This window comes from Sphingomonas sp. NPDC079357 (assembly GCF_044901155.1).
Classification (GTDB): Bacteria; Pseudomonadota; Alphaproteobacteria; order Sphingomonadales; family Sphingomonadaceae; genus Sphingomonas.
Genome location: NZ_JBJDOM010000001.1, coordinates 717147 through 737943, shown reverse-complemented (window position 1 = coordinate 737943; position 20797 = coordinate 717147). Strand labels below are relative to the sequence as shown.

At 66.3% G+C, this 20797-nt stretch carries 12 protein-coding genes and 1 pseudogene; 10 read left to right on the top strand and 3 right to left on the bottom strand.

Annotated features, from left to right (window positions below; all coding sequences use genetic code 11):
* The first annotated feature begins 198 nt into the window (after positions 1-198).
* The 5 genes from ACI2JO_RS03370 to ACI2JO_RS03350 all read left to right on the top strand — a co-directional run bounded on the left by ACI2JO_RS03370 (position 199) and on the right by ACI2JO_RS03350 (position 4948).
* Positions 199-366: a hypothetical protein gene (locus tag ACI2JO_RS03370; protein WP_404719329.1), complete on the top strand. Its 168-nt coding sequence runs from the start codon at positions 199-201 to the stop codon at positions 364-366.
* Positions 366-644, top strand: coding sequence for a hypothetical protein (locus ACI2JO_RS03365; protein ID WP_404719328.1), 279 nt, complete (start codon positions 366-368; stop codon positions 642-644). The genes ACI2JO_RS03370 and ACI2JO_RS03365 overlap by 1 nt, the downstream gene beginning before the upstream one ends.
* 21 nt (positions 645-665) lie before the next feature.
* A complete protein-coding gene (locus ACI2JO_RS03360; RefSeq protein WP_404719327.1) occupies positions 666-827 on the top strand; it encodes a helix-turn-helix transcriptional regulator in 162 nt (53 codons plus the stop codon).
* A gap of 355 nt (positions 828-1182) precedes the next feature.
* Positions 1183-4026 carry a glycoside hydrolase family 127 protein gene (locus ACI2JO_RS03355; RefSeq protein ID WP_404719326.1) on the top strand — a complete coding sequence of 948 codons (2844 nt, stop codon included), beginning with the start codon at positions 1183-1185 and terminating at the stop codon, positions 4024-4026.
* A gap of 10 nt (positions 4027-4036) precedes the next feature.
* Entirely contained in the window at positions 4037-4948 is a 912-nt protein-coding gene (locus ACI2JO_RS03350) for a glycoside hydrolase (protein ID WP_404719325.1), read from the top strand.
* A 161-nt stretch (positions 4949-5109) separates the two neighbouring features.
* Here the strand turns inward: ACI2JO_RS03350 and ACI2JO_RS03345 are convergent, their stop codons facing one another.
* Both ACI2JO_RS03345 and ACI2JO_RS03340 read right to left on the bottom strand, forming a co-directional pair.
* The gene (locus tag ACI2JO_RS03345) at positions 5110-6672 is read right to left on the bottom strand and encodes a family 43 glycosylhydrolase (RefSeq protein WP_404719324.1); all 1563 of its coding nucleotides are present in this window, start codon (positions 6670-6672) and stop codon (positions 5110-5112) included.
* Positions 6669-9044: a beta-L-arabinofuranosidase domain-containing protein gene (locus ACI2JO_RS03340; protein ID WP_404719323.1), complete on the bottom strand. Its 2376-nt coding sequence runs from the start codon at positions 9042-9044 to the stop codon at positions 6669-6671. The genes ACI2JO_RS03345 and ACI2JO_RS03340 overlap by 4 nt, the downstream gene beginning before the upstream one ends.
* Before the next feature lie 141 nt (positions 9045-9185).
* On the opposite strand from ACI2JO_RS03340, the gene ACI2JO_RS03335 reads away from it, so the two are divergent.
* Positions 9186-10757: a glycoside hydrolase family 27 protein gene (locus ACI2JO_RS03335; protein WP_404719322.1), complete on the top strand. Its 1572-nt coding sequence runs from the start codon at positions 9186-9188 to the stop codon at positions 10755-10757.
* Positions 10758-10862: 105 nt separating this feature from the next.
* Here ACI2JO_RS03335 and ACI2JO_RS03330 read toward each other — a convergent pair.
* Positions 10863-11168, bottom strand: a pseudogene (locus tag ACI2JO_RS03330) (aldehyde dehydrogenase family protein); the annotation flags it as partial.
* Positions 11169-11439: 271 nt separating this feature from the next.
* Here ACI2JO_RS03330 and ACI2JO_RS03325 point away from each other — a divergent pair.
* The 4 genes from ACI2JO_RS03325 (at position 11440) to ACI2JO_RS03310 (ending at position 20785) form a co-directional block, all read left to right on the top strand.
* The gene (locus ACI2JO_RS03325; RefSeq protein WP_404719321.1) at positions 11440-14505 is read left to right on the top strand and encodes a TonB-dependent receptor; all 3066 of its coding nucleotides are present in this window, start codon (positions 11440-11442) and stop codon (positions 14503-14505) included.
* A 151-nt stretch (positions 14506-14656) separates the two neighbouring features.
* Positions 14657-16162, top strand: a complete 1506-nt coding sequence (locus tag ACI2JO_RS03320) for a tryptophan halogenase family protein (protein ID WP_404719320.1) — start codon at positions 14657-14659, stop codon at positions 16160-16162.
* Positions 16159-17373: an ROK family protein gene (locus tag ACI2JO_RS03315; protein WP_404719319.1), complete on the top strand. Its 1215-nt coding sequence runs from the start codon at positions 16159-16161 to the stop codon at positions 17371-17373. Before ACI2JO_RS03320 ends, ACI2JO_RS03315 begins: the two co-directional genes overlap by 4 nt.
* 1 nt (position 17374) lies before the next feature.
* Positions 17375-20785: a glycosyl hydrolase 2 galactose-binding domain-containing protein gene (locus ACI2JO_RS03310; RefSeq protein ID WP_404719318.1), complete on the top strand. Its 3411-nt coding sequence runs from the start codon at positions 17375-17377 to the stop codon at positions 20783-20785.
* The last annotated feature ends 12 nt before the right edge of the window (positions 20786-20797 follow it).

Here is a 20797-nt window from a genome sequence, read left to right as displayed (position 1 = left end):
CAGATTAAAAACGATGATACGCTCTACAAATTCAATCTTCGCAATTGGTTAACGAGCCTCACTCGTAGGAGAGTTGGGATCGTCACGTTTGAGCATTGATCTCTTCGGGCGACGGTACTGATCGGGCGATGGCGGAGACAGCCGCGCGGCGGACGCGATGCTCGGCGCATTCTATCGCCGCCGCCGGAGCGCGCGCGCATGACGCTGCCGTCCGATCGTCGCTACGCAGTGGGCGAGCATTTCGCCTTGCCGCTGTCGGTCGCCGCCGTGGTGCTTGGCCTCGCGCAGGTTGCACTGATCCTCGTCCTCGTCCTCGTCGTCGTGCTCGCGGTCCTGCGGGCGATGCTGTTTCCCGGAGACCGCTGATGCATCACGTCATCGCCCCTGCGCCGCCACGATCGCGCCGCGGCCCCGCTGATCGCTCGCGCCCGGCACCCCGCACCTCGCGGCTGACCGCGCTCGACGTGGTATCGTTGCACGTGCTCGCCGGCTTCCTCGGGCCGCTGCCCGTCATCCAGCTCGGCCACCTGCTGTTCGGCTGGCCGAGCGTCGCAGTCATGATCGGCGGGCAGGGTGACGCGTTTCGCATCGCCACTCGCCACCCCCATTACATCAAGCACCATTCCAACCACTCCGCCACTTGAGCGCGAGGAGGCGCTCGCCTCATGACCATAGCACTTGCTCCGCGTACACTCGCCCAGGCCAAACGCGATGGCAGCACCGCTTCAAGCGGCCGCTTTCTGCGCATCAACGATGTCGTGGCGACGATCGGCCTGAGCCGCGCGACTATCTACCGGCTGATCGATGCCGATCTGTTTCCAAAGTAGATGAGGCTGACGGCGAGGGCGGTAGGCTGGTGGGAGCAGGACATCAATGAATGGCTTGAGGAGCGTCGCTCGGCGTCCTGAGGCGTGTCTTTCGAATGGCACGGACGGAGCACTCGATCGTGCTCGAAATTTAGGACATCTGTCGTCCCAAGGGCTTCATATGCTCAACTGGCCGTCACCCTCTCCGCCACTTCCTTTGCCGATCGCTCTGCGCAACGCTCGCGCGCCCATGCGGGCGACTTCGAAATAGCATCTTGGCGCTCCCGGTATCGTCCGTATACGATATCATTATCTTTGGTGGTGTCGGCTCTTTGCAGGAAACGCGTCGCCAGATCCCGTGCGGAGAGGAAACGACGTGAGATCGGATCAGGTGAACGGTGACGGTGGACAGGTCCACGACCTCGTCGTGGGACGGAGCAAGGTGTTGGCCGGGCTCGCGACGGGACTGGGGCTGCCGCTGGCGGCGGGCGGAATCGCCGAGGCTGCACCGGCAGGCCCGCCCGTCAATCTCGCCAAGGTGGCAAAGGCGAGCGGCGGGTTCGTGTCGGGCGACACGAGCTATGCGGCGCTGAACAGCGGCGCCGAGCCGCAGAACTCCGCCGACACCGCGCGCGGCGCGTATGGCACCTGGCCGCAGACCGGCCCGCAGTGGGTGGTCTATGACTGGGATCAGCCGATATCGACCGACAGCATCGACGTCTATTGGTGGAAGGACGGGCAGGGGATCGCGCTGCCGACCTCGGCGCGGCTTTCATTCTGGGACGGGAAGGCGTTCGTGCCGGTCCGCAACCCGCGCGGGGGCGGGGTGGCGGGGGATCGCTTCAATCGCACCACGTTCGATCGCGTGACCACACAGAAGTTGAAGCTGGAATTCGTCGGCGACGGGCAGAAGTCGGTCGGTGTGCTGCAATGGAAGGTCTATAATGCCGGGCCGGTCCCCGCCTTTGCGCCGGTGGTCGGCGCAGGGGTCGACCGCGCCGTGGTGGTCGGTGGGCAGACCTATCTGGCGGGGAAGGCCGAGTGGCTGCAGCGCCGCCCCGGCGACACGCTGCGGTGGTCGCAGGTGAGCGGGCCGGGCAAGGTGATGTTCGCCGATGCGGGCGCGTCGACGACCCGCGCGATGGTGACGCAGCCGGGCGAGTATGTGCTGCGGCTGGCGGCCACCGCGCAGGGCAAGACGTCCGAGTCGACGCTTGCGTTGCGCGCCGAGACGCCGCCGCCCGCCAAGCGGCTCGATGTCGTCTATACCACGCCTTATTCGATCCACAGTCCGCTGTGGAATGCGCGCGCAAAGGCGTTGATCGTCAACTGGATCCCGCATTGCATCGCCTATTGCGAGCGCGCCGACCTGACCGACGGGCAGGGCGGGATCGACAATTTCGTCGAGGCCGGCAACGCGCTGCGCGGCGAGGCGCATGCGCCGCACAAGGGCTATGTCTTTTCCAATGCCTGGGTGCACCAGACGGTGGAATCGATGTGCATCGCGCTGATGGTCGATCCGCAGGGCGATGCCGAGATCGCGCAGGCGCAGGCGAAGATGCGCGCGACGCTGGAGCGCTGGATCCCGATCATCCTCGCCGCGCAGGAGCCCGACGGCTATCTGCACACCGCCTATACACTCGCCGATCGCCGCAACTGGCCGGAGCGCTGGTCGCCCGAGCATCGCGCCGACCACGAAGGCTATGTCGCGGGCTATTTCATCGAATCGGCGATCAATCATCATACGTTGACGGGCGGGCGCGACCTGCGGCTGTACAATGCCGCCAAGAAGCTGGCGGATTGCTGGGTCGCGCATATCGGGCCGGGGAAGAAGCCGTGGTTCGACGGCCATCAGGAGATGGAGCAGGCGCTGGTGCGCTTCGGCCGCTTCGTCAACGACGAGGAAGGGCACGGACGCGGCGACGCGTACATCAAGCTGGCGCGCTTCCTGCTCGATTCGCGTGAGGGCGGGGCCGAATATGACCAGAGTCATCTGCCGCCCGAGCAGCAATATGAGGCGGTCGGCCATGCGGTGCGTGCGGTCTATTTTTATTCCGGGATGGCGGACATCGCCGCCGAGACCGACGATCGCGATTATCAGAGCGCGGTGATGTCGCTCTGGGACAATATGGTGAACCGCAAATATTACGTCACCGGCGGGGTCGGCAGCGGGGATACGTCGGAAGGGTTCGGCGGCAATTACGCGCTGCGCAACAATGCCTATTGCGAATCCTGTTCGAGCTGCGGGCTGATCTTCTTCCAGTACAAGCTGAACCTGGCGTACCACGACGCCAAATATGCCGACCTGTACGAGGAGACGATGTACAACGCGCTGCTCGGCGCAACCGATCTGGCGGGTACCAGCTTCTGCTACACCAATCCGCTGGTCGATACCGAGCGCGCGCGCTGGCACACCTGCCCATGCTGTGTCGGCAACATTCCGCGCACGTTGCTGATGATGCCGACCTGGACCTATGTGAAGGGCGACGACGGATTGTACGTCAATCTGTTTGTGGGCAGCCGCATTCAGGTCGGCGAGGTCGCGGGCACCCCGGTCGAGATGGTGCAGGAAACCGACTATCCGTGGAAGGGGGCGGTGGCGATCACCGTCAACCCGCAGGAGACGCGCCGCTTCGCGCTGCGCATCCGCGTGCCACAGCGCAAGACCAGCGTGCTCTATCATCCCGAGCCGGCGGTCGGTGGGCTGCTGCGGCTGGCGGTCAATGGCGAGGCGGTGACGCCGCGTATCGAAAAGGGCTATGCGGTCATCGCGCGCGAATGGCGCAAGGGCGACAGGGTCGAGCTGGAACTGCCGCTGGCGGTGCAGCGCGTCACCGCCGACGCGCGGATCGAGGCGACGCGCGGCAAGGTGGCGCTTCGCTACGGACCGTTGGTTTATAATGTCGAGCGGGCCGACCAGCCGCGCATCGATCAACCGATCGGCAGCGAGGCGCTGGTGCCGGAATGGCGCGGCGACCTGCTGGGCGGGGTGGTCGCGATCCGTGGACGCTGGGCGGACGGCTCGCCGCTGACCGCGATCCCGAATTATGCGCGGATGAACCGCACCGGTTGGCCGATCCCCGAGTTTCCGGGCCGCTCCGGCGTCGAATATGCGCCGGGCAGCGCGAACGCGGGCGGTGCGCAACAGACGGCCGCGCAAGAGCGGCGCAGGGAGCCGGGGCCACATTCGCTGGTATGGGTCGCGCGGGGCCGGGCCTGAGATGCGCGCGATGACGACGATCGGCGCGCTGTTGCTCGCGGCGGGCAGCTTCGCCAGCATGGCGGCGGCGCAGGCACCGGCTGACGAATACGCGGTGCGCGCAATCGGCGCGCCGCCGGCGGACTGGAAGCTCGACCCCTTCTACAAGCGTTATGTCGACGCGGCGGGGATCCCGATCACCTCCTCGGCGGCGGTGCCCGATGCCGCGTTGCTCCGCGCGCGCGACATCGTGACCGAGATGCTGATCGAGCGGCCCGACGTGCGGCACGTGATGATCGAACAGCACATCCGTGTCGCGATCCTGGCTGTGCAGGAAGGGACGGTCGACCTGCCCGAACAGCGCGACTGGAAGAAGCCGACGCGCGACGATCCGCGGCTGACGGTCTGCGAGCGCAAACATTATGACGAGCGGATCGGGCGGCTGACCGATGCGCAATATTGGAATGGTCGCGCGCGCGGCACCGGCGGGGAGCTGATCAGCGCGGGGGCCGAGAATCTGCTCGGCATCCCAGGCACCCGCTATTTTGGTGAGCATATCTTCGTCCACGAATTCTCGCATGGCATTCTGAGCGCGGTCGAGGTCGCCGATCCTGCGCTCTTCGCGCGGGTTGAGCGCGCCTATGCCGCCGCCGCGGCGCGCGGCATGTGGAAAGGCGAATATGCGATGACCACGCTGCAGGAATATTGGGCCGAGGGCACGCAGACCTGGTTCAATTCGAACATGCAGGCGGTGGTCGATGGGCAGGTGATCCTGAACGACAGCGACCTGCTGCGCTACGATCCGGCGCTCTATAATGTGCTGTCGGAGGTGTACGGCAGCAACCACCATCTGTCGGGTGATGTGTTCTACATGCACCCGGCGCGGGTGCGGCGGAGCGCGCCGGCTGGTGCGCCGCCGGTGGCGACCGCCGAGGTGTGTTGAGGCGGCTCTTGATCTGTGGGGAGGCGCCCGTAGCGGTTTGATCGCGCCGGGTTGAAGTATTTCCCTTCGTCAGCCCGGACCTGGTCAGGGGGCCGCTTTGGCCTCAGTGGCGGAGAAGCGGGCCCCGGGGCAAGCCGGGGCGACGAAGGACGGCGCTGTCCCTAAGCCTTCGACACGTCGCAGCTCGGCATGACCGGCGGCTTCGCCTTCGTCGGCGCCGTCGCGCGCGGGGCGAGGGCCTCCCATTCCTGCACTGCGACACCGGCGAATTTGCCCGCGCTGCCCGACGCGTCGAACACCGCGCGCAGGCAGCGGGTGGTGATCGCCGGGAAGCGCACCGCCTGCCAGCCGTCGACGGCGGTGCCGTAAGCGCTGGCACCCGGCACCGGTTTCCAGCCGTTCTGCCAATATTCGAGGTGCCAGGCGCGCGGCGGCGCGACGCCTTCGTTCGCGCCGGCGGGGTGGTCGCCCCAGAATCGGATCCGGCTGCCGTTCAGCGTCACCGCCGTCGGCCAGCGATATTCGACCCATTGCTGCGGCGGGTTGTTCGGCGACCAGCTTCCCCACAGATCAGGCGGCAGCGGCGCGGCCTTGACGATGCCGTCGTTGAGCGACTTGATCCAATATTGCAGCGGGATCGGCTCGTTTGAGGCAGCAGTGTGCGCGGAGGCGGCGATGTTGCGGGTCGGTGCGGCGGGCGGCTGCGGTCGGCGGGTTGGCGTGACCGGACGGATCGCGGAGGGGGTGACGCTGTCGTCCCAGTCCATTCGGTCAATCGCGACGCTGCGGCGGAAATGCCCGCCGCCGACCGCATCGGCGGTATGGTAGGTCAGATACCATTGCCCCTTGAACTCGACCGCGCCGGAATGGTCGGTGGTGGAGCTGACCGGGGGCAGCACCGTGCCGCGATAGGTCCACGGGCCGAGCGGCGAGGGCGCGCTGCCATAGGCAATGCAGGCGTGATAGACCGCGGGCGTGCAGGGCGAATTCGGCCCCGCATTGTTGCCCGCGTAGAGCATGTAATAGGTGCCCTTGCGCTTCATCAGCCACGGCGCCTCGAAGAAGCCGGTCAGCGTCTTCACGCTGATCGCCTGTCCTTTCGGTGTCAGCATGTCCTGCGCCAACTCGACGCCACGCAACTGCCCGAACGTACCCCAGTAAAGATAGACGCGCCTGTCGTCGTCGATCAGCACGGTCGGGTCGATGTTCTGGATGTTGTTCGGGACGCCGACCCGCTGCGAGATGATCGGGCCCGACGGATGCGCGTCGCGCCACGGGCCGATGATCCGGTCGGCGACCGCGACGCCGATCGCGAAACGATCCGGCGCGTCGCTGTTCCGCTCCAGCACCGGCGCGTACATGTAATAGCGTCCGTCCAGACCCTTGACGATCTGCCCGGCATAGGCGCGGCCCGGTTCCGCCCAGCCAAACACCGCCTCAGGCCGCGCGATCGCGGGATAGTGCCGCCAGCGCCCCGAGGCCGGATCATTCGTCGACAGCAATTGCCATTCGTTCATGATGAAGTCGTTGACGTTCGGTGCGGCCTCGTCGCGTCCGGCGAGAACCCACAAGGTATCGCCATCGACGAATGGTGCAGGATCTGTCGAATAATAGCGCCCGTCGGCGAGGATCGGATTGCCCGGCGCGACGACCGGGACGCCGTCCTGCGCGAGCAGCGCGGCCGGGATCGCGGCGAGCGCCGTGGCGAAGATGAAGCGGTTCACTTTGCGGCTCCCTTTTCGGCGAGCAGCCGTGCCCCGAAGATCGGCCCGGCGGTCTGCCCCTGATGCGGCACCACGCGGACGCGCAGCGACGTCTTGCCGCGGGTCAGCGCCTGCGGCAGCGGATAGTCGATGTCGATGAAGCGGCCGGGTGCGCTGCCCTTGAGCAGCTCGCTGGCGACCTTCACGTCATCGACAAGGATGTCGAAGCCGCGATTGCTGTCGTCACCCCAATAGGTCGCTTGGAGCACCAGCGGGCCGGACCGCGCCTTGAGCGTGAACGCTAGATAGCCGCCGGAGCGCACGTCGCGCCCGTTGCGGCCGCGATAGCTGACCGGCCACGATAGCTCGCTGTCGAGATTGTGGTCACGCTCGGGCTGCATCTCGCCGAAGTGCATGACGTCGATCGAGCGTGCGGCGACATCCTGCTGCCGAGCCTGCTCGGCGCGGAACGCGGCTTCCTCGTTGCGCCACTCGCTCTCGGTGAACTCGCGGAAATAGACTGCGCTGCGCCGGTCGTACTGACGATAGAAGGGCACGAAGGTCAGGTCGCCGGGGCGGCCGACGCCCTTGGTGGCGAAGGTGCCCGCCGCGCCCGCGACGGGGGTGAAGGCGGCAAGCACATTGTCGCCGACCAAAGCCGGCTCGACGCCCTGCCACGGCGTTTCCGCCGGGCCCATGTCGGCGGCGAGCACCAGCGGGCCGCGCAGGATCGCGACCGGGCCGCCGCCCTGCGCGACCTCGGTGCGCAGCTCCAGCGGCAACGTGATCGCGAGCGTGTCGCCCGCCTTCCAGCGCCGCTCGACAATCGCATAGCCGCCGGCATGTTCGGTCGCGACGGGTTCGCCGTTGACGGTGACCTGCTCGCGGCCCGCCGCCCAGGCGGGGACGCGCAGCGCGACCGGGAAGCGCCCGCGCTTGCCGAGCGTCGCGAAGGTCAGCCGCGCCTCGGGTTCATAAGGATAGCCGGTCGCGAGCGTCAGCGTCGCGTTGCGGGCGCGCCACTGCGCCTGTGCGGGAATGTAGAGGTTGACCAGCAACATGCCCTCGCCCTCCCAGAAGATCGAGTCGCCATGCTTGGCATGGGCCTCCATCCCGCTGCCGCCGCAGCAGACGAAGCCTTCCTGACCGGCGGGCGCATGGTCGCGCGCCGCACCCGACAGCATCGGGGTAAAATAGGTGAAGCCGCGGGTACGCGGATTGATCTGCGACAGTGTGTGATTAAGGTGCGCGCGCTCGTAATAGTCGAAGTACGCGCCGTCGGGCGTCTGTGCAAACAGCTGCCGCGACAGCTTGAGCATGTTGTAGGTGTTGCAATGCTCGCACGTTGCTTCGCTCAGATTGCGTGCGATGCGGTCCGGGCCGAAGAAATATTCGCGGTCGGCATTGCCGCCGATGACGTAGCTGTGGTGCTTCGTCACGCGGTCCCAGAAGAACTGCGATGCGGTGCGATAGCGCTGCTCGCCGGTCAGTTCGTAGAGACGCGCGAGGCCAACCAGCTTGGGCACCTGCGTATTGGCGTGGAAGCCGGCGAGCTTGTCCTCCTGATTTGCAAGCGGATCGAGGACGCGGCGATCGTAGATGCGCCGGGCGACGGCCAGCCAGCGCGGGTCTTTGGTTCGCGCATAGAGTTCGGCGTAGCTTTCGTTGAGCCCGCCATATTCGCAGCCCAGCACCTTCTGCATCTGTTCGTCATCAAGCGCGGCGAACACGCGTTCGAAATAGGTCGCGAGCCCGAGCACCACGGCCAGCGCCTGCGCGTTGCCCCAGCCGGCGTGGACGTCAAGCAGCCCGGCGAACAGCTTGTGCACCGTGTAGAGCGGCGACCATGAGCCGTTGAGGTCGAACCCGCCCGAACGGATCTCGCCACGCATCAGCTCGGGGAAGATTTCCTCGCCGTCGACGATCGCGGTCTCGCCCTTCCGCTTGCGGCCGAGCGCGCCGACATAGCCGGTGCCGCGCTTCGCCTGCGCCTCGGCGAGTTCGGCGACGATATAGTCGGCGCGCTGCCGACATTCGGCGTCGCCGGTCTGCTGATGCATCAGCACCAGCGCGGTCAGGTAATGGCCGAGCGTGTGGCCGGCGAGGGAATCGCTTTCCCAGCCGCCGTAGATATCGCCCTTGGGCTCCAGCCCGGCATATTTGCGGAAATTGTGCAGCAGCCGGTCGGCGCTGAGCCCGAGCAGGTAGCTGCGGTCCGCCTCGACCGCGGTTGCGAAGTCGGAGGGGGCGAGGCGGATGTCGGCGAGCGGCAGCGGGGCTGCGCGGGTCGGCAGGCGCGAATGCGTCGCGGCGTGGAGCGCGCGCGCCACCGCCGTCGTCATCGCCAATGCGGCGCCTCCGGTCATCAGCGAGCGGCGGGTGAGGGCTGGCATCCAAATCCTCCTGTTGATTGATCCCCATTACTCGGACATGAGAAACCGTATACGATATTTGGGTCTACGCAAATGATTCTGTCGTGGCGGGCTTGAGCCTCGCCTCTTTCTTTCGCGGCTAAAAAGGAGGGACCGAGAGGCATGGTTCACGGATTTCCGATTGCGCTCGCCGTGACGATGATGGCGCTGCCGACCACGCCGGCTGCCGCGCGTCCTGCCGCGCCGACCTTGCCAACAGCGGCGGGCAAGACGTTGCGCGTGGCCTTCGATCAGCGCGCGCCGCGGCCGGGCGTGCGGTTGCTGGAGCTGACGCGAACGCGCACCGGCTGGGACGGGCAACTCACCTCCAACTGGTATGGCACGATGCCGATGCGCAATATCGTGCGAGAGGGCCGCTCGGTCAGTTTCGATATCCGCAACATCAACACGCCGGGCGTCCCCGTTCGCCGCTGGACCGCGACGATCACACCGCGTGGCGTGTTGCTGACCGGCGGCATCTGGGATCAGGTCGTGCGGCAGACCGGCCGGGCGGTCGATGCGGCGCGCGCCGCCGCGCTGGCGCATCATCCGGTGCCGCTGCCGCCACTCGGCACGCTCGCACCGGACGGGCAGGCGGCGACGCCGCCGATGGGGTGGAGCAGCTGGAACAAGTTCGCCGAGCGGATCGACGACACGACGATCCGCGCGATCGCCGATGCGATGGTGTCCACCGGGCTGCGCGACGCCGGCTATCGCTACGTCAACATCGACGACGGCTGGCAGGGCGCGCGCGGGGCGGACGGCGAGTTGCGCCCGAACGCCAAATTTCCCGACATGAAGGCGCTCGCCGACTACGTTCATGCGCGCGGGTTGAAGCTGGGCCTCTACAGCTCGCCGGGCCTGAAGACCTGCGCGGGCTATACCGGCAGCTACGGCCATGTCGCGCAGGATGCGCGGACCTTCGCGCGCTGGGGCGTCGACTATCTCAAATACGATCTCTGTGCGGGCGAGTGGCAATATGACAGTGCCGACACCGTACAGCGCAGCTATTTCGAGATGGGAGCGGCGCTGAAGGCGACCGGGCGCGCGATCGTCTACTCGCTGTGCGAATATGGCCGGTTCGATGTCGCGTCATGGGGGCGATCGGTCGGCGGGCACCTGTGGCGCACCACCGGCGACATCACCGACGATTACGCCAAGATGAGCGAGATCGGGTTCGAGCGAAATCCGCGCTTCGGCCACGCCGGGCCGGGCGGATGGAACGATCCCGACATGCTGGAGATCGGCAACGGCGGAATGACCGAGGACGAGTACCGCACGCACATGACGCTGTGGGCGATGTCGGCCGCCCCGTTGATGATGGGGCAGGATGTGCGGCAGACCGGCCCGGCGGCGCTGGCGCTGCTGTCCAACCGCGCGGTGATCGCGATCGATCAGGATGCCGCCGGCGCGCAGGGCAAGGCGGTGCGTGTCGCCGGCAAGCAGGAGGTGTGGGCGAAGCGGCTGGCCGATGGTGGCGTTGCGCTCGCGTTGTTCAACCGGGGCGATGCGCCGGTAACGATGACCGCGACGCCGCAGGATGCCGGTTTCACTGCCTTCGCCGGACTGCGCGACGTGTGGCGCGGCGTCGATCTGGCAGCCGCCGATACGACCTTCACCGTGCCGGCGCATGGCACCGTGCTGCTTCGGGTGCAGGGAAAACGGACGGTTGCCCCGGAACCGACCGCTGGCTAGGCCTGTCCGCTCCACGGTCCTTGCCGCGCCAGGCTTCCGGTTGCCCCGGCGGCTCGGCCAGCGCGGGGCCGATCCACAAGCTTTTGACATTGGTAATTCGCGCAGGCCCGCCGCGGCGGGTTCGCGACCATGACCAGACTTCTTGATGCCGCCGAACGGCAGCTGCGGGTCGGAAGCGACCATGTCGTCGATGAACACCGCGCCGGCGTCGATTGGGCGTGCCAGCGACCGCGCCCGTCCGCTATCCCACGCCCCTATTGAATGTTCTTGGCAATGCGGATCGCTCCGGCGGTGTCGGCCACGCGGATGATCGCGACGGCCGGGCCGAACGTCTGGTCGCGTAGTAGAAGCCCGACCGGTCGAGCGGATCGCGGGCCACCCACTAGTCGTGCGGCGCCTCCAGCGCCGCATGCAGGCAAGCCAACCATTCCAATGTCGAAAGAGGGCTTGAAATTGGTAAGCATTTGGTTTTGAAGTGTTGTTGCGGCTTCATGGTAAATGGCGTGGTCATGAGGAAGTCAGCGCGTAGAGCGAGACCAGCAATCTTGCTGATCGGGAGAACATACTCGTCTCAGATCAAGGAGTTCGAGGTGGTATGCGCTTGACAAAACGACCGTGAAGCTCATTAAATAAAAAAGCCTTATTAAATAAAAGACGTTTTCAGGGATGAAGGGGAGGATCGATGCGTAAGATCACCGTGCGCGGCGCCATGCTGGCTGCCGTTTCGCCGTTCGTGCTCACCATGGGGATGGTTGTGGACGCCTCGGCGCAGACCGCTACCGCGGATGGCGTGGCCACGTCGGCCGACCAGGTAGCGGCACCCACCCAGACTGACGATAGTGCCGGCGACATCGTCGTGACGGGTATCCGTGCGTCGCAGGCACGCGCCATCGAAGTGAAGCGCAATGCCGACAGCGTCGTCGAGGCGATCAGCGCGCAGGACATCGGCAAGCTGCCCGATGTCACCATCTCCGACTCGCTCCAGCGTATCGCGGGCGTCCAGATCCGCCGCGACGCGGGCGAAGGCGCGGCGATCAACATCCGCGGCCTGCCGCAGGTGACGACGCTGCTCAACGGCGAGCAGTTCCTCGGCGCAAATTCGGTGACGACCGTCCAGCCGAACTTTACCGACATCCCGTCGCAGCTCTTCTCGGGCGCGACGGTGTTCAAGTCGCCGACCGCCTCGTTGCAGCAGGCGGGCCTGTCGGGGACCGTCGACCTGTTGACGCGTCGCCCGTTCGATCTGAAGCGCGGGCTGACCTTCTCGGCGGCGGGCGAGGGGCAATATGGCGACAAGACCAAGAAGTGGAATCCGTCCGCCAACGGCCTGATCGCCTTCCACGGCGAGCGCGTCGGCCTGCTGGTGTCGGCGGCGTATAGCGACCTGACGCTCGCCAACAGCTTCCGCGGGATTCAGGATTACGGCGTCGCCCTCCGCAACGAGAGCGGGAGCGCCACCAACCCCGGCGACTTCGCGGTCGGTAACAACGGCGTCAGCCGTGGCTCGCCGGTGCGCAACAGCAGCGGGGCGATCGTCGGCTATGACGTGAACGGCGACGGCGATGCCAACGACGCGTTCATCACGCCGCAGTCGCACACCGCCTGGAACCGCATCACCGACCGTCAGCGCTTCGGCGCGAACGCCTCGTTGCAGTTCGAGATCAACGATGCGCTGCAACTGACCGCCGACGGCTTCTATACCCGTCAGACACAGTACGATCGCACCGCCGGCTTCCAGTTCCAGAACGTGGACTGGCTGTCGTCGCCGTTCCTGCCGACTAAGTCGCGCGATACCGGTGCGACGTCCGGCGGCTACAACGTCAACACCGTCCAGCAATATACGTACAGCCTGCCCAACTTCGACAGCTATGCGGAAACCTTCCGCACCAAGAGCGAGTCGCAGAACTACAATCTGCAACTCGACTGGAAGCCGTCCGAAACCTTCAAGGCGACCGTCCGCGGCATCTATGGCAAGGCGTACAAGAACCGCGACCAGTCCTATACGCAGTTCAGCCTGACCAACGGCAAGCAATGGGCATACAACGGTGTCGGTAATTATCCGGGCGGCGACGTCACCTTCAACCCGACCGGTTATTCGATCTACAGCGACACCGCGACCGTCGACTATTCGAGCGGCGCGCCGGTGTTCGGCTTCTCGCCTGGCTTCCTGGCGCAGGCGGCTGATCCGTCGCGCTATGGACTAAAGACGATCTCGTCGGAAGGTAACGTCTACCAGAAGGGTGACATCTGGGCGCTGCGTGCCGATGCAGAATGGCAGGCTAACGACCAGCTGAAGGTGTCGTTCGGTGGCCGTTATGGCGAGCGGAGCGTCAACCAGTTCACCTTCGACCGCGTGTCGCCCTTCTATGCCGGTAATCGCGACAATGCCGCCAATCCGGCGGCGGGCTGCCTCGTCAAGTGGAAGGCGTTCGACGTCAACCTCAACGACAAGTCATGCCCGGTGCTCGACGCGCAGGGCAATGCCTATACGGCGGGGCTGACGCGACAGGCGACCGATCCAATCTTCGCGGGGCTGATCAAGCAATATGTGCTGCCTGCACAGGGTGCGCCCAACCTCTACGTCCTTGATCCCAAGGCGATGGACAACAGCGAGGCGTGGCAGAACAAATTCTACCCGGGCAGCCAGAACCTCGTGAACCCGGCGCTGTCGTTCGACGTCAACACGCGCCAGATCTCCGGCTATGCGCAGGTGTCGGGCGAGGGCGAATTGCTCGGGATGCCGTTCCGCGCCAATGGCGGCCTGCAGGTCGTCAACACGAAGCTCAACGTTCGCCAGAACATTGTCGGCAACCCGCAGCCGTATGGCGTATCGGGCGTGGACGCGGGTGATCTGGTTACCAAGCGCGAGTTCACCGACTTCCTGCCGTCGATCAACATCGCGTTTGACGTCACCAGCAAGCTGCGCGCGCGTGCCGCGTTCTCGAAGACGATGACGCTGCTCGACTTCCAGCAATGGGGCGGTGGTCTGAACGTCGGCTATGCGATCAACACCACGATCACGCCGGCGCGGTTTGAGGCGCAGACCGCCAGCTCGGTCGGCAATCCGAACCTCAATCCGTGGCGCGCGACCAACGTCGAAGGCAGCTTCGAGTATTACACCGGCCGCTCCAGCCTACTCGCGATCGGCGCCTTCTATATCGCGGTCGACAGCTTCATCGCCAACAGCACCGAGATCCGCAACGACATCCCCGACAATGATGGCGTGATCCGTCGTCCGGTCGTCACCAACACGCTGGCGCAAGGCGAGGGCGGCGTGCTGAAGGGGATCGAGGCGTCGGCGCGGCAGTCGCTGGCCGATTATGGCGTCAACGGCTTCTTCGGCGGGTTCGGCGTCGATGCGAATTACACGCTGTCGCTCGGTGATGCCGGGCTGGTCGATCTGGCCGGCAACAATCAGCCGTTCCAGGATAATTCGAAGCATCAGGTCAATGCGGCCTTGTGGTTCGAAAAGTACGGGTTGCAGGCGCGCGTCGCCTATAACTACCGGTCGAAGCGGCTGGTGTCGTCGAACTACGGCGGGATCGTCGGGCTGGCGCAATATCAGCAGCCGACCAACTATCTCGACGCCTCGATTTCCTATGACGTGACGCCGTTCATCACGCTCTATGGGCAAGCGTCGAACCTTACTGCCGAAACCGAGCGTTATTACCTCACGTGGACCGACCAGGTGTTCAACGAGAGCATCTATGAGCGGCGGTTCATCGCCGGAGCGCGCGTGCGCTTCTGATCGTGTCGGTGGCCGGGTCGTCGATCATTGACGGCCCGGCTTTTTGCTGTCCCAGTGCGAGCATAGCGAAGCAATCCAGCGGCCGGCCCGTGACGTGTCGGATCGCTTCGCGATGCTTACAATGACGGCAGGGGCGGGGGCGATTATCGACATGCGTGAACCGATTCGATCGATCGTGATCGTCGGCGGGGGAACGGCGGGCTGGATGGCCGCGACCTTTCTCGCGCGGCGGCTGGCGCATCTCCGGCTGTCGATCACCGTCGTCGAGAGCTCGGCGATCGGGACGATCGGCGTCGGCGAGGCGACGGTGCCCGCGATCCGCGACTTTTTCGCCGCGATCGAACTCGGCGAGGCGGACGTTCTCCGCGAAACCGAGGCGACGATCAAATACGGCATCCGCTTCGCCGGATGGAAGGAGCCCGGGCACGACTTCTTTCATCCGTTCGGCCTGTACGGGGTCGGGGCGCATGGCGTGGCGTTTCATCATTACTGGTTGAAGCTACGCGCGGGCGGCGATCCGACGCCCGTCGGCACCTATTGCCTGGCGACGCAACTGGCGGAGCGTGGGCTGTTCCTGCCGCCGGTCGATCGACCTGCCAACGATCTGGGCGTATTTAATTTCGCGGTGCATTTCGATGCATCGAAATTCGCAGCGCTGCTGCGGCGGCTCGCACTCGCCAACGGCGTGCAGCATGTCGATGCGCGGATCACCAATATCGTTCGCGACACGGAGGACGGGCGTGTCGTCGCGGTGGATCTCGACAGCGGACAGGACATCGCGGGCGATCTCTGGATCGATTGTTCGGGCTTTCGCAGCCTGTTGCTCGGCGACGCGCTGGAAGTGCCGTTCGTCGACTGGCGGCAGTGGCTGCCGTGCGACCGTGCGGTGGCGATCCCGTGCGAGGCGGCGCAGGTGCACCGGCCGTTCACCACCGCGACCGCCACCAGCGCGGGCTGGCGCTGGCACATTCCGCTGCGTCACCGCGTCGGCAACGGCCATGTCTATTGCTCGGACTTCATCGACGATGCGGCGGCGGAAGACGATCTGCTCGGGGCGATCGAGGGCAAGGCGCTGGCGGAGCCCAACCGCATCCGCTTCACCGCCGGGCATCGTGCACGCTTCTGGGAAAAGAACGTCATCGGGCTCGGCCTGTCCTCCGGGTTCCTCGAACCACTGGAATCGACCAGCATCACACTGATCCAGTCGGGCCTGGAGCGGCTGATTCCGCTGTTCCCGTCACGCGCGATCGACCCCCGGCTGGCCGCGACGTACAACCGACAATCGGTGCTGGAGTTTGAGCGCATCCGCGACTTCCTGATGCTGCATTACAGCGGCAACCGCCGGATCGGTGAGCCCTTCTGGGACCATGTCCGCGCGATCGAGCCGACCGATGGTCTGAAGGGCAAGCTCGATGCCTGGCGTGCCGCGGGCGAGTTCGTGCGGCGCGAATGGGACACGTTCCAGGATGCGAGCTGGTTGAGCATGTATGCAGGATTCGATGATCTTCCCGCACGTTACGCGCCGTTGGCGGACCAGATACCGGAGGCCGATCTGCGCGACAGCCTGACACGGATGCGCGCGGCGATCGAGGGTACGTTGCGCCACGCCGAGCCGCACGCCGACTTCCTGGCCCGCGTCCACGCAGGCCGGGAATGACGATCCCCGCGCTGCAGCGCCTGACGGGCGCGAACATCGAACATGCCGGGCTGCACAACCAGCGCGTCGTGCTCCACGCGATCCGCGTGGCAGGATCGGCGACGCGGGCGGAGGTTGCGGCGGTCACGGGGCTGACCACCGCGACCGTCACCAATATCACCAATCGTCTGCTCGAAGAGGGGTTGCTCGGTCGTGCCGGGCAGCGGCGCGGCGGGCGTGGGCAGCCGGCGACGCGGCTGTGCGTCAACCCCGATGGCGCGTTTGCGATCGGGGTGAATATCGATCGCGATCACCTGACAATGGTGGTGGTCGACTTCGAAGGGCGATCGCGCGCGCGGATCAGCCGCGAGGTCGCCTATTCCAGCCCCGAGGACGTGCGCACCTTCTATCGCGAGCATGTTCATACGTTATTGAATCAGGGCGGGATTTCTGCCGCCGCGTTGAGCGGGATCGGGGTGGCGCGGCCCGATGATCTCGGCGCGATCGACCTGCCCGGACGGCCACGCGACTATGATCGCTGGTCCACCCACGATGTTGCGGCGCTGTTCGCCGGGCCGCTCGATCTGCCGGTGACGGTCGAGAACGATGCCGCCGCGGCCGCGATCGGCGAGATGCAGTTCGGGCTTGGCCAGAAATATGCGAGCTTTTTCTACTTGTTGATCACGGTCGGCCTCGGCGGGGGCGTGGTGGTCAACGCGCTCTACGATCGCGGCGCGAACGGGCGGAGCGGCGAGATCGGCTTCCTGATGGTCGAGGATCGCGCGGGCCGGCGCGTGCCGTTGCAGGAGGTGCTGTCGATCGGCGGATTGATGCGTGCACTGGAAGCCAAGGGGTTGAGCGGAAAAGAACTTCACGCGCTCGATCTTGACGAACCGGCGGTGGCGGCGGTGACCGACGACTGGGTGGCGCGCGCGGCTGCCGCGCTGGCGCCGCCGCTGGTGGCGGTCAGTTGCCTGCTCAATCCCGGCGCGGTGCTGGTCGGTGGGCGGCTGCCGGTCGCGCTGGTCGAGCGGCTGGGGCAGGCGACGAGTGCGTTGATGCAGCGCGACGGCGGCTATGCCCCTGTTCTGGCGCCCATTCTGACGGCTGCGCTGGCGGAGGATTCCCCGGCGATCGGCGCGGCGCTGCTGGCGTTCGGACATCTGATGCTGCCGGCCGACACCACTGGCCATCCGCCGAACACAATGATTTCACGAGACAAAGGGCGATAGGATGACGCGCGCAACGAGGATGATCGCCGGGCTGCTGCTGGCTGGCACCATGCTGGCCGGGAGCGCGCGGGCGCAGGAAATCGGCAATGCGGGCCCGTATAATGCGCGTTTTCTGCAAGGCGGGATCGGAATCGAGCGGCCTTTGGAGCATGCCGATGCACTGGTGGCGGCGGGGGCGCCGTACACGATCGCGACGTGGGTCGACGCAGGTACGCAAAGCGACGCGTCGGGGACGCTGATCCGCATCGGAATACCAGCCACCGCGCGCGCCCTGTCGCTCCAAAACGGGCGAATGGTGTTGCGCGATGGCGAGACGGTGCTGCGGAGCGCCGTCGTGCCGAAGGGATGGCATCATCTTGCCGCCGTATCGGACGGTGCGCGGGTATCACTCTACCTTGACGGCCGCCGCGTCGGCGGTGGCGCGGCGCGCGCGAGCGCGGTCGAGCCGCAGATCGCGATCGCACCGGCGATGCCCGGCCGGCCGCATTTCGGCGGGCAGTTGATCGACGCGCGCGTAACCGGCGTGGCGCTCGATGCGCGGCAGGTCGCGGCGGCGGCGCGCGCCAGACCCGAAGCGGCGCTGGTGCAGATGACCGAGGTCGGGGTCGGCTGGCCGTTCCAGAAGCAGGCCAATATCGGGCTGACGACGCAACAGGACGCGTGGACGTTGCCGCAGTCGCGCGACGGTGCGTACACCGTGCCGGTCACCAAGCCGGTGGCGAACATGGCGGGGATGCAGCCGCTCGACGACCATCGCTGGCAGGTGAACGGCTGGACGCTCGCCGCCGCACCCGAGGTGAAGGGGGACGGCGCGACGCTGTCGCGGCCCGGCAATCCTGCGGGGACGTGGCGCGCGGCGACGGTGCCGGGGACGGTGCTCCAGACGCTGGTCGATCGCGGCGTCTATCCCGATCCCTATTACGGGCTGAACAACCTCAAGATCCCCGAAAGCCTCGCGCGGCAGGATTATTGGTATCGGACGCGCTTCACCGTTCCCGATGCGGCCGCGGGCAAAAGGCTGACGCTGGTGTTCGGCGGGATCAATTATGCGTCGGAGATCTGGGCGAACGGGCAGCGCCTCGGCGAGACGCATGGCGCGTTCGTGCGCGGGCAGTTCGATTATGTGCCGGTCGCGGGTGAGAATGTCATCGCGGTGCGCGTGTCGCCGCCGCCGCATCCGGGCATTCCCCACGAGCAGTCCGTCAAAGCGGGGGTCGGCGAGAATGGCGGGCAGCTTGCGATCGACGGACCGACGTTCGTCGCCACCGAGGGCTGGGACTGGATTCCCGGCATCCGCGACCGCAACACTGGACTGTGGCGGCCGGTCGAGCTGGTCGCGACCGGCGCGGTGCGGATCGGCGATCCTCACGTCGTCACCGATCTGCCGCTGCCGCGCACCGACCACGCAGACGTCTATGTCACGGTGCCGCTCGACAATGCCGGGGCGGCAACGCCGGTGACGGTGCGCGTCGCGTTCGAGGGCGTGACGGTCGAGAAGCAGGTGACTGCGCCTGCGGGCAAGAGCGAGGTCAAGTTCACGCCCGCCGAGTTCCGCCAGCTGAGCGTCGCCAACCCGAAGCTCTGGTGGCCGAACGGCTATGGCGAACCGCATTTGTATGACGTGACCTATCAAGTCGCGGATGCGCGCGGCGTGTCCGACCAGCGCAAGGCACGGTTCGGAATTCGCGAGGTCAGCTACGACCTGTCGCTGTTCGATGCGGCGGGCGCGCTGCGGCGTGTCAACGTCCAGACCACCGACGGCGGGCTGGCGGGGACGCCGCTGATCGACATCCGCCATGCCGCGATCAAGCAATCGCCGACCGGCTGGGCGGAATCGCTGACGGCGGCGGGCGAGCGATCGCGCGGCGTGACGCCGATCACCGAAACGCTGCCCGAGCCGCATCTGACGATCCGCGTCAACGGCGTGCGGATCGCGGCGCGCGGCGGCAACTGGGGCATGGACGATGCGATGAAGCGCGTCAGCTATGACCGGCTCGCACCCTATTTCCGCCTCCAGCGCGAGGCGCATATGAACATCATTCGCAACTGGATGGGCAACAACAACGAAGAGGAGTTCTTCGACCTCGCCGACGAGAACGGCATGATGGTCCTCAACGACTTCTGGCAATCGACGCAGAATTTCCAGATCGAGCCGGAAGACGCGTCGCTGTTTCTCGACAATGCCCGCGACACGATCGCGCGCTATCGCAACCATCCGTCGATCATCCTGTGGTTCGGGCGCAACGAGGGCGTGCCCTATCCGGTCCTCAACGAGGGGCTGGCGAAGGCGGTGTTCGAACTGGACGGGACGCGCTGGTTCACGGGCAGCTCGAACGTCGTGAATTTGCAGGGATCGGGACCGTACAATTACCGTGCGCCGGTCGGCTATTTCACCGATCTAGCGACCGGCTTCTCGGTCGAGACCGGCACGCCGTCCTTCTCGACCGCCGAGTCGATCGCCAGCTATGTGCCGGCGGGCGACCGCTGGCCGCTCGGCGATGTGCTCGCCTATCACGACTGGCATTTCGGCGGGAACGGCGACACCAAGACGTTCATGGCCGCGCTCGACCGCATGTATGGCGCGGGGACCAGCTTCGCCGATTTCGAGCGCAAGGCGCAGATGATGAACCTCGAGACGCACAAGGCGATGTACGAGGGCTTCCTGGGGCATCTGTGGACCAAGAACTCGGGGCGGCTGCTGTGGATGACGCACCCGGCGTGGCCGTCGAACGCGTGGCAGATCTATTCGTGGGATTATGACACGCAGGCTTCGTATTACGGAGCGAAGAAGGCGGTCGAGCCGCTGCACGTCCAGCTCAACCTGCCCGGCAACGAACTGGTGGTGCTCAACACCACGCAGGCCGATGCGAAGGGGCTGACCGCGCGGGTGAAGGTGGTCGGGCTCGACAATCGTGAACTGTTCGCGCGCGACACCAAGCTGGATGCGCTCGCCAATCGCGCGACCGCGCTGGCGGCGGTGCCGCTCGACGGGCTGTTCGCGGCGAACCCGATGGTGCTGGTCAAGCTGTCGCTGGTCGGCGCGGACGGCGTGTCGGTGTCGGAGAACTTCTACTGGCGCGGGCGCGACGAGAGCGCCTACCGCGCGCTCGATACGCTGGCGCCGGCGGCGCTGACCGCGCGTGCGGCGGCGGCGGTGGTCGAGGGCAATGATCGCGTCGTGCAGGTGACGCTGGCGAACGACACCGCGACGCCGGCGCTCAACGCCAAGCTGACGCTGGTCGACGCGCAGGGCAAGCGCATCCTGCCGGCCTTCTACGACGACAATTACGTCTCGCTGCTGCCCGGCGAGCGGCGCGAGATCGCGATCCGCTATCCGGCGGCGGTCGCGGGTGTGCCGCGCGTGACGCTGGGCGGGTGGAACGTGCCCGCCGCGACGGTGCCGGCCGGGTGATTGACGGCAGGG

Excerpts from the sequence above, each read along its gene's own strand:
- ACI2JO_RS03370 (WP_404719329.1), top strand. The coding sequence starts at position 199 with ATGACGCTGCCGTCCGATCGTCGCTACGCAGTGGGCGAGCATTTCGCC.
- ACI2JO_RS03365 (WP_404719328.1), top strand. The coding sequence starts at position 366 with ATGCATCACGTCATCGCCCCTGCGCCGCCACGATCGCGCCGCGGCCCC.
- ACI2JO_RS03360 (WP_404719327.1), top strand. The coding sequence starts at position 666 with ATGACCATAGCACTTGCTCCGCGTACACTCGCCCAGGCCAAACGCGAT.
- ACI2JO_RS03350 (WP_404719325.1), top strand. The coding sequence starts at position 4,037 with ATGACGACGATCGGCGCGCTGTTGCTCGCGGCGGGCAGCTTCGCCAGC.
- ACI2JO_RS03340 (WP_404719323.1), bottom strand. The coding sequence starts at position 9,044 with ATGCCAGCCCTCACCCGCCGCTCGCTGATGACCGGAGGCGCCGCATTG.
- ACI2JO_RS03335 (WP_404719322.1), top strand. The coding sequence starts at position 9,186 with ATGGTTCACGGATTTCCGATTGCGCTCGCCGTGACGATGATGGCGCTG.
- ACI2JO_RS03325 (WP_404719321.1), top strand. The coding sequence starts at position 11,440 with ATGCGTAAGATCACCGTGCGCGGCGCCATGCTGGCTGCCGTTTCGCCG.
- ACI2JO_RS03320 (WP_404719320.1), top strand. The coding sequence starts at position 14,657 with ATGCGTGAACCGATTCGATCGATCGTGATCGTCGGCGGGGGAACGGCG.
- ACI2JO_RS03315 (WP_404719319.1), top strand. The coding sequence starts at position 16,159 with ATGACGATCCCCGCGCTGCAGCGCCTGACGGGCGCGAACATCGAACAT.
- ACI2JO_RS03310 (WP_404719318.1), top strand. The coding sequence starts at position 17,375 with ATGACGCGCGCAACGAGGATGATCGCCGGGCTGCTGCTGGCTGGCACC.